Raw genomic sequence first — 9,497 nt, 5'->3', positions numbered from 1 at the left:
TCCTTCTGGCTCCAGCTTTCAGTCTTATCATTAAAACGCTGGCTATCAACAGTCAAAACGGTTACTGATGGTGCAGCAACCGTTTGAGCTGTGGTGTATAAGGTGAGTAATATTAAGATCGGGATAATCAATTTCATGCTAAAGTAAACGCTTATTGAGGCTTTTTAGCATCGCGCTCAACATTTGAATTGTCATCGCCATTATTAACCCGCTCAGCATGGAGTGCTGTATTTAATGTTTTAGCATGGTTATAATGGCCCTCTAAGATGGGGATAGTTTTAACCGCAAAGGCTTTGATATCAGGATCTTTAAAGTTCGCTGCTTTTCTAAAAAGTGCCAGCATTTTGATGTGATCGCTCTCCATCATTTGCATGTATTGCCTATCGAAACCTTTATCAGAAAATTCACTTAAAGCATCGAGCTGTTTTTGTTGTTCAGCAGGAAAAGTTCCTGGCAGTTGTAAGCCTTTATTGGTAGCCACTTTTTGAAGTTCCAGGTTTGCTTTAGAATGATCCGTTACCATCATCTGGGCGAATTTTTTCACTTCAGCATTTTTAGATTTTTGCAAGGCACGGTTCCCGGTTTCTAATTCCATTAATCCGCCTACGGCAGCTTGCTGAATAAACCCTGTTTCATCATCTTCAAGGTCGCTTCTGCTGCTTGTCCCTATCGTATCTAAAGTTGAATCAGAAGCAAGGGTACTGGTTAATTCTTTTTTGTCGGCATTTTGGCAAGCGCTACACAGGCAAACGCCAGCAATAAGAAGGGAAAATAAGTGATTGTTTTTCATAGGATAAATATTTGTATTTCAACGGTAATGATGCTTTTATGAACAGAAAAATGCTGTTGCGGGGTATTTACTCCCTATTTTTCATAAAAGGTGTTTCCAATGCTGTAACAATAATTAGTTGTTAAAATCTAAACATTAAATAACCTAAATGGTTTTAACGAAAACAGCGCATTGAAGAATTTTTTATCTATAGGTGGATGTCAATAGGTAAGAAAGGTGAATAATAATGATAAACAAAAGGCCGGCAATATTTTGCCGGCCTTGTTTATGTAATATCAAAAAAACAGGTTGATCTCCTTATTTCAAAAGGTTTTTCCAGCTTACCTTGCTGGAGATTAAGAAATCAAGATCTTTAATTTCTACTCTTTGCTGCTCCATGGTATCACGGTGACGGATGGTTACGGTATCATCTTCAAGTGTCTGATGATCTACTGTAATACAGAACGGTGTACCTATGGCATCATGTCTGCGGTAACGTTTACCAATGGAATCTTTTTCTTCATAAGCCACGTTGTAATCATATTTCAACGCATCCATAATTTCTTTTGCTTTATCCGGCAAGCCATCTTTTTTTGTTAGTGGCAAAATAGCAGCCTTGATTGGTGCAAGGGCAGGGTGTAAGCGTAACAAGGTTCTGCTGTCTTTTTTATCACCAACACTTAAATCTTGTTCTTCAAAGGCATTGATCATCGTCAATAAGAACATGCGGTCTAAACCTATTGAGGTTTCAATTACATAAGGAACGTAATTGCCATAAGGTTTTCCTTCTTCATTGAGGTCGTTATCGAAGTATTGCATTTTCTTGCCTGAGAACTCCTGGTGTTGTGTCAAGTCGAAATCTGTACGGCTATGGATACCTTCTACTTCTTTAAATCCAAAGGGGAATTCAAACTCAATGTCAGTAGCTGCATTGGCATAATGTGCAAGTTTTACATGGTCATGAAAACGGTATTTATCTGCTGGCGTACCTAAGGCCTTGTGCCATTTCAGACGTGCTTCTTTCCAGTAGGCAAACCATTTCTGGTCTTCACCCGGACGTACAAAGAATTGCATCTCCATTTGTTCAAACTCACGCATGCGCATGATAAACTGACGGGCAATGACTTCATTTCTGAAAGCTTTACCAATTTGGGCAATTCCAAAAGGAATTTTCATTCTTCCTGATTTTTGTACATTCAGAAAGTTAACGAAGATACCCTGAGCAGTTTCCGGACGGAGGTAAACTTCATCAGATCCTTCTGCCATGGCACCAAACTGCGTGCTGAACATCAGGTTAAACTGGCGAACATCTGTCCAGTTTTTTGTGCCACTCACGGCACAAACAATATTGTGTTCTTCAATAATGGCTTTTAAACGAGGCAGGTCTTCCGCTTTTAAAGCATCGTCCATCTCTTTCTGTAGTTCAGCAGCTTTATCTGTTTTACCGTCATTTTCATAACGTGTAATTTTATCTTCAATCAGCTGATCGGCACGGTAGCGTTTATTTGAATCCTTGTTATCAATCATAGGATCATTAAAACCATCTACGTGACCACTGGCTTTCCACACTTTAGGGTGCATAAATATTGCAGAATCAATACCTACAATGTTTTCATGCATTTGTACCATGGCCTTCCACCAGTATGTTTTAATGTTGTTTTTTAATTCGGCACCTAATTGTCCATAATCATATACGGCACTTAGTCCATCATAAATTTCACTGCTTTGAAATACAAACCCGTATTCCTTTGCGTGGGATATTACATTTTTGAATTGTTCGTCGTTGTTATTTTTGGCCATAGTACCGCAAATATAGGAAGTTGGACATAATTTTATTGTTATTTTTGGCCATGAAAAGATTCAATTTACTTTTACTGCCTCTGTTGGTCATCAGCTTCTCCTGCTCGGCACAGCAAAAACATCATTTATCGTTTAAAAATACTGCTGAGTTACATGAGTTTTTAGACACCAGAAAAACTGTTTATCCCATCTTAAGTGCACATAGGGGAGCACCCATGCCGGGTTTTCCTGAGAATTGTATAGAAACCTTTGAAAATGCAACCCGTTACCAGCCTGTCATTATTGAGTTTGACGTCGCACTAAGTAAAGATTCTGCATTAGTGATTATGCACGACGATCGATTGGACCGTACCAGTACAGGAACTGGACCTATAGAAAATTATACCTACCAGGAACTGCAAGCTTTCCGTTTGAAAGACGATGATGGGAAGGTTACTGAATTTAAAATCCCTACCCTGGAAGAGGTGTTAAGCTGGGGAAAAAATAAAGTACTCTTTACCATTGATGTTAAAAAAGGAGTACCTTATGAAATGATTATTGCTGCCATTCGCAAAACGAAAGCAGAAAGTAATTCCATCTTTATCACCTATAATGCTGGTCAGGCACGTGCTTTTCATAAATTAGCACCAGACATCATGATCTCCGCCTCCATCAAAGGTGAAGAAGACCTGAACCGTTTAAACGAAATGGGCGTGCCTAATGATCGCCTTGTCGCCTTTGTGGGTGTATCCGCGCCCGATAAAGGCGTTTACAGCTTTTTAAACAGCAAGGGTATATCTTGTATTTTAGGTACCATGGGCAACTTAGATAAAAGTGCTGCCGCTTACCCGAATCGTAAAGTTTATTATAATTTAGTGGGGAATGGCGCGTCCATTTTGTCTACAGATGAATTGGTTGCTGCGGGTAAGGAACTTGATCAATACCGTGCTGACAAGCATTTAAAGACTAAATTTTTGAAGAAATAAGCTGATTGGCCAAATTTTTGATAACAATAGCCCGAAGGGTGATTTTACCCCTGTTAATCAAATGACGATGATGAAAAAATTACTTTTACTTACAGCAATTACAGGCGTTTTAGCCTTTTCGAGCGCTTCAGCTCAAAATGCAAAAGATCCGGCCATGAATGGTCAAAAATTAGGTGTAGGCGTAGAGTTTGGTTTACCTGTTGGTAATTTTGGTGATATTTATAATTTAGGTGTTGGTGGATCTTTAGTTTACCAGGTTCCTGTAGCCGCTAATTTAAATTTTACCGGTAGTGCCGGATATATAAGTTTTAAAAGCAAAGAGATGGCAGGACTAACTCATAGTTTTGGAACTATCCCTGTTAAAGCGGGTTTAAGGTATTTCTTTGCTGAAAACTTTTATGGTGGTGCTGAACTTGGCGCTGCTTTTTCTACTGAAGATGGTGGTGGTACAGCATTCGCTTACGCTCCAGGAATCGGTGTAGAATTTCCAGTTGCCAACAAAGCAGCTATTGACTTAGGTGTGCGTTATGAAGGATGGTCTAGAGATAGCCATACCAGCTCTTTTATTGGCATCAGAGCCGCATTTAACTTCGGTTTATAAAATATTGTCCCGAAAATGATAAAGGGGTGTCTAATTGAATTAGATGCCCCTTTTTGTTTTAAACCTTTATTTATTTTCCTCCCCTTTTGAAATTTGAAGGTAGGCTATTGGATGAAGGTCTGGGGCTGTGAAAACATAAAAAATGAGATAATCTTTCCACATTATTCCCCTAAAGCTGCGGATGCAAGGTTATTTTTATATTTTTGAGAATTACAAGATTTATTGAGAATAGACAAGATCACATATGAGATTTATAGTTTCCACTTCTACACTTTTAAAACACTTACAAACGGTAAATGGTGCATCCAGCAGCAGTACAGTTTTGCCGATATTGGAAAACTTCCTTTTCGAGATTAATGATGGCAATCTTACCATTTCCGCTACAGATCTTCAAACCAGCATGACTACTTCTTTGGCCGTTGAGTCTAAAGAAGATGGTAAAGTAGCGGTTCCGGCAAAAATTTTGTTAGATACCCTAAAGACACTTCCTGATCAACCTATTTCTTTCAACATTGATGACAATACCTTCTCTATTGAAATTAGCGCTGGTGAAGGTAAATATAAATTAAGTGGCGAAAATGGTGATGATTTCCCTAAAATTCCAGTAGTAGAAAACGCTTCTTCAGTAAGCCTACCTGCTTCTGTATTGAGTGAAGCCATTACAAAAACTATCTTTGCTGTAAGTAACGATGAGTTACGCCCAGCAATGACTGGTGTATATTGCCAGCTAAGCAGTCAGCACATTACTTTTGTAGCCACTGATGCTCATAAATTAGTAAGATACCGTCGCACAGACATCACAGCTGATAAAACAGCTTCCTTCATCTTACCTAAAAAAGCTTTAACCTTATTGAAAGCAGCGTTGCCTGCCGGAGACATGGAAGTTTCTGTAGATTATAATGCCACCAGTGCTTTCTTTAAATTTGAAAACATCAACTTGATCTGCCGTTTAATCGACGAACGTTACCCAGATTATGAGGCAGTTATTCCTGCTAACAACCCTAATAAATTAATTATTGACCGTGCCTTATTCTTAAATACCTTAAGAAGGGTGGTTATTTTTGCTAATAAAACAACACACCAGGTTCGTTTAAAAATTAATGGCAGCGAGCTGAATATCTCTTCTGAGGATTTAGATTTTGCCAATGAAGCCCATGAGCGTTTGAGTTGTCAATATGAAGGTGAAGACCTTGAAATTGGCTTCAATGCAAGGTTCTTAATCGAAATGTTGAGCAATTTAGGTGGTGAAGAAGTTACTTTAGAACTTTCTACACCTAACCGTGCAGGTTTATTGATTCCTCAAACTAACGATGAAAATGAAAATGTGCTGATGCTGGTAATGCCGGTTATGCTTAACAATAATAATTAATATGACAATTAACGGGTTAAGTATATCATGGTAATGACCGTGATATATTTAATTTTGTGACTTAATTAAAAAGTATTGGAATTCTTCTCGCAATTTATAGACTTCATTCTCCATATTGATAAACATTTGGAGACCATCATCCAGGAATACCAAACCTGGACTTATTTTATCCTCTTCCTGATTATTTTTGCAGAAACGGGTTTTGTGGTTACCCCATTTTTACCGGGCGACTCGCTTTTATTTGCAATGGGTACTTTGATTGCTGGTGGAAATACAGGCTTAAGTATTTGGCTCATGTTGGGTATTTTAATTGCTGCTGCCATATTAGGGAATTCCCTCAATTATAAACTGGGCAGCATTTTAGGTATCCGGGTATTTAAAGAGAAGAATAAAATCCTGAAGCTGGAGTATTACCATCAATCGCATGAATTCTTTGAAAAACATGGAGGTAAAGCCATTATCTTCAGTAGGTTCTTACCTATTTTCAGAACTATCGCACCATTTGTTGCAGGTATTGCCAAAATGCCTTTCGGCAGGTTTACCTATTACAATGTTGTTGGCGGTTTTGCCTGGATCACCAGCCTACTGTTAGGAGGTTACTTTATTGGCCAAATTCCTATTGTGAAAAATAACTTTGATATCGTGATCATCTTCATTGCTGTGGTTACTTTTGTTCCTGCTGTATGGGCCGCTATCAAAGGAAAGATGAGTAAAAAGACAGTTTAATCCTGATCATATTTTTTTAAAAGCCATTTATAGCGCAACATCGCTTTAAATGGCTTTTTTTTTGTCTTATAGTAATAAACTAATTCATTCCTCAGCTGTTAAGGTTTAACCTTAATGTCTATATCCTGTGGAATTGAAGCTATTCTTCCTGCTCGTCAGCTTGGCGCAGCTCGTCACATTTAAGGCCTTTAGTCAGGCTAGCAGTGCTGATCCTGCTGAAATACTCAAACCCACCACCTTTTATATTGCCGAAATAAAAAATGAAAGCAGCAGTAAAGCCATCGCTTTCGTCAGGAACTATGTAAAACAGTATGTCTACAAAAATGCGGCACGCAGACCTGTGGTCCTTATCCTTAAGGAATTGAAACTGACAGAAAATGCAGTGGTAGCACAGCGGGTTAATGGGCACATCTCTTTGGTGTTATCTTTTGGCCTTCAAAAGAATTACGGCGTAGAACATTTGGTGGATTATAAAGGTAAATTAAACTTCAACAGGATGGCGAAAGATACAGCAGTTATAGAGCGCTATTTGCCCAGCCTTTTAAAAGCAGGACTGTTGTTCTTTAATGACTGGATGATCAAGAGTGTCAATACCAACAGAAAGCTGGCCAGTAACGTCAAAATCAGGTTTACTACTTACAGCGAAAAAGCAGAAGGAGACACCATTTATTATGCAAAAAGCAGACCCTTAACCTGGGCAGATTTTCAATCTAAAAACCGTCCTACAGGGTATTTTCAGGCTTATGTAATTCCCGGCATTGGTTACGAACAAACCGCGCAGCTGGTGAATGGCACCATCGAAGTTGACCTTAAAGTAAAAGCTTTCCTGCCAAAAAGTGCCTCCTGGGCCGAAAGTGCAGGAAGGGATGAGTATGCCTTAAATCATGAACAGCGGCATTTTGATATGGTCAAAATTATCAGCGAGCAGTTTAAGCAAAAGATCATTGCCAATAAATTAACGCCAGATAATTATGAGGCCATCATCAACATGGAGTACCTTGATTCTCTACGCGACCTTGATGCCATGCAGAAGGCTTACGACAAGGAAACCGCACATGGACAGAACAGAATTGCCCAAGCCGACTGGAATGAGCGTATCGACAAAGAATTATTGAAGATTGCTGATAATTCTAACCGCATGCTCCCTTGAGTTTTCAATAAACCACAAATGGGTATCCATGCCTCCACAAACAACACCGGCAAGGTATAGTCCTTTTACATTGGTTTCCATCGTTTCAGGGTGATGCATAGGGGATAACTTTTCATCAGCAGAAAGTGTTACCCCAAATTTTTGGAGCAGGCCAAAATCGGGCTGGTAACCGGTTAGAGCCAAAACAAAATCATTCTGAATAGTGATTAATCCCTCAGGGGTTTGTATGTCTACTTCCAATGGCCGTACTTCCTTTAAAGTAGAGTTGAAATAAGCGGTGATGCTGCCTTCTTTAATGCGGTTGATGATATCTGGACGTACCCAATATTTTACTCTTTTGCTAATCTCTTCATCCCTGATTACCATGGTCACATGTGCACCTTTTCTATAGGTTTCCAGCGCGGCATCTACAGATGAATTGCTTGCACCCACCACTAAAACATGCTGCAGTGCATAATAATGTGGGTCTTTATAATAGTGAGCCACCTTTGGTAAATCCTCTCCGGGGATATTCATTAAATGCGGCACGTCGTAAAAACCTGTAGAGATAATTACGTTTTTGGCCTTGTACTCCCCTTTGGAAGTCTGGATTTCAAAAACATCATTCATTTGAACAGCTTCTACAGCCTCAAATAAGCGCACATTAAGGTTAAACTTTTGGCAAACCCTGCGGTAATACTCCAGGGCCTCATCTCTTTTAGGTTTTGGATTAACTGATACAAAGGGAACACCACCAATCTCCAGTTTCTCTGAAGTAGAGAAGAAAGTCATGTTCTGTGGGTAGTTGTGCAGTGAATTGACCAGGCAGCCTTTTTCAACAATAACATAAGTCAATCCAGCTTTTTGAGCTTCTAAACCACAGGTAAGGCCTATGGGGCCTGCGCCAATTATCAATACATCTAAAACATCCATTAGCAGCTAATTTATAAATTTAAATGTTTTTATAATGCCATTTTGAGCATTTGTAATTGCTTAGCTTTCCCGGCCAATAATCTTTCCCTGTTTATATTTGAGCTCTTGCTTTTTCTTTTCCTCTATTTCGGCAGCACTGGGCACTGCTTTCTTTAAATTTTCCAGTACCGGTTGTCCGGCATCTACCCATGCAGCATACCAATACGCACCCGTCCAGATAATGGCGGCACGCATTTGCTTCTCCACCATTTTATTCATCGCTTCGTGGTAAGCTTTGGCATAAGCTTCCGAATATTGCTTTTGCAAGATGTTATTCCTTTTAGAATAGCCGTACTTCCGCTGCTTAGGGAATCCAGCATTTAAACGGGCTTCAAGCGTTAAAACAGAATCTACCAAACGATGGGTGTCCTTCACAATTTTCCATGCCTGTTTCAAAGGGTCGTCAAAATATACCGCAGGGCCCACCACATAATTGTATTGCCCGGCAAATAACTCTGGCAGCCGGCTTTCCCAAAAAGCATGAATGCCCACTTGATTGCTGAGTTGTCCATTATGGTTATTGGTGGTGTGTAAGGGCACATGTGCATCTGCTATATAATGCCCCAGTGCAGCGGCATACACTAATATTTTAATGGAGTCCCGTTGTTTAAAGGCACTGACCAGCTGGTAATAGTTACGTTGAATATGCCAGGGGAGGATGCCATTTTCCTGAAGTGCCTTGAGCCCATATTTCTTTAAAGCATCGTCCCATTTCCGTGGAATGCTGTCTATGTTTTTTTCGAAAAGTTCTACATCAAGGTAATGACGGGCTGCCTCGGCTGTATCCGCGTAGCGCCTTTTATCTGGGTCTACTGCATGCTCACTCAGGTAAACAATGTTAGCTTTAAAGAACCTGGAAGTCCCAGCGGGCATGGTAAATACAGCCAGCCGATTGATGCGGATATGCGCAAAAAAGCCCCATGAACTTAACGTCAACAGGGCTGTAAATGTCAATAAATATAAAATAAACCTCTTCATCTCCTTAAGCTATGTCTTTTAGCAGCGGAAGGGTAATTTTTTTGCTCTTGCTAATCTATGCTTTTTCCCCTCATGGCTTTAGAAACCGCAAGGTCCATTAAACGCTCTGCAAAAGGACGGGTAAACTCATTCAGCTCATCAGCCTTTTTAAGAATCAGGTCTTTATCGCCACTTTTCAAAGCTTCTTT

General features: G+C 39.7%; 9 protein-coding genes. 5 read left to right on the top strand and 4 right to left on the bottom strand.

Annotation, left to right across the window (positions count from 1 at the left end):
• Positions 1–151: 151 nt before the first annotated feature.
• Together ACR2F7_RS09495 and ACR2F7_RS09490 are read right to left on the bottom strand one after the other, a co-directional pair.
• Positions 152–790 (bottom strand): DUF4142 domain-containing protein, encoded by a 639-nt coding sequence (locus ACR2F7_RS09495; RefSeq protein WP_432713337.1) that lies wholly within the window; start codon positions 788–790, stop codon positions 152–154.
• A 297-nt stretch (positions 791–1,087) separates the two neighbouring features.
• Positions 1,088–2,569, bottom strand: a complete 1,482-nt coding sequence (locus tag ACR2F7_RS09490) for a glycine--tRNA ligase (protein ID WP_432713336.1) — start codon at positions 2,567–2,569, stop codon at positions 1,088–1,090.
• Positions 2,570–2,619: 50 nt separating this feature from the next.
• Here ACR2F7_RS09490 and ACR2F7_RS09485 point away from each other — a divergent pair, with 50 nt between their 5' ends.
• The 5 genes from ACR2F7_RS09485 to ACR2F7_RS09465 all read left to right on the top strand — a co-directional run bounded on the left by ACR2F7_RS09485 (position 2,620) and on the right by ACR2F7_RS09465 (position 7,380).
• The gene (locus ACR2F7_RS09485) at positions 2,620–3,534 is read left to right on the top strand and encodes a glycerophosphodiester phosphodiesterase family protein (protein WP_432713335.1); all 915 of its coding nucleotides are present in this window, start codon (positions 2,620–2,622) and stop codon (positions 3,532–3,534) included.
• Between the two features lie 67 nt (positions 3,535–3,601).
• Positions 3,602–4,135 carry a hypothetical protein gene (locus ACR2F7_RS09480; RefSeq protein ID WP_432713334.1) on the top strand — a complete coding sequence of 178 codons (534 nt, stop codon included), beginning with the start codon at positions 3,602–3,604 and terminating at the stop codon, positions 4,133–4,135.
• Positions 4,136–4,379: 244 nt separating this feature from the next.
• Positions 4,380–5,504 (top strand): DNA polymerase III subunit beta, encoded by a 1,125-nt coding sequence (dnaN, locus tag ACR2F7_RS09475; RefSeq protein ID WP_432713333.1) that lies wholly within the window; start codon positions 4,380–4,382, stop codon positions 5,502–5,504.
• Between the two features lie 75 nt (positions 5,505–5,579).
• A complete protein-coding gene (locus ACR2F7_RS09470; protein WP_432713332.1) occupies positions 5,580–6,230 on the top strand; it encodes a VTT domain-containing protein in 651 nt (216 codons plus the stop codon).
• A 127-nt stretch (positions 6,231–6,357) separates the two neighbouring features.
• A complete protein-coding gene (locus ACR2F7_RS09465; protein WP_432713331.1) occupies positions 6,358–7,380 on the top strand; it encodes a hypothetical protein in 1,023 nt (340 codons plus the stop codon).
• On the opposite strand, the gene ACR2F7_RS09460 is transcribed toward ACR2F7_RS09465, so the two are convergent.
• Positions 7,339–8,292 (bottom strand): YpdA family putative bacillithiol disulfide reductase, encoded by a 954-nt coding sequence (locus tag ACR2F7_RS09460; protein WP_432713330.1) that lies wholly within the window; start codon positions 8,290–8,292, stop codon positions 7,339–7,341. The genes ACR2F7_RS09465 and ACR2F7_RS09460 overlap by 42 nt on opposite strands.
• A gap of 60 nt (positions 8,293–8,352) precedes the next feature.
• Complete coding sequence (locus tag ACR2F7_RS09455; RefSeq protein ID WP_432713329.1) at positions 8,353–9,309, bottom strand: zinc dependent phospholipase C family protein; 957 nt, start codon at positions 9,307–9,309, stop codon at positions 8,353–8,355.
• Positions 9,310–9,497: the final 188 nt, after the last annotated feature.

Source organism: Pedobacter sp., from assembly GCF_045628745.1.
In the GTDB taxonomy this organism is placed as follows: Bacteria; Bacteroidota; Bacteroidia; order Sphingobacteriales; family Sphingobacteriaceae; genus Pedobacter.
The sequence above is the reverse complement of the archived record's forward strand: the minus strand, read 5'-3'. Positions and strand labels throughout refer to the sequence as shown.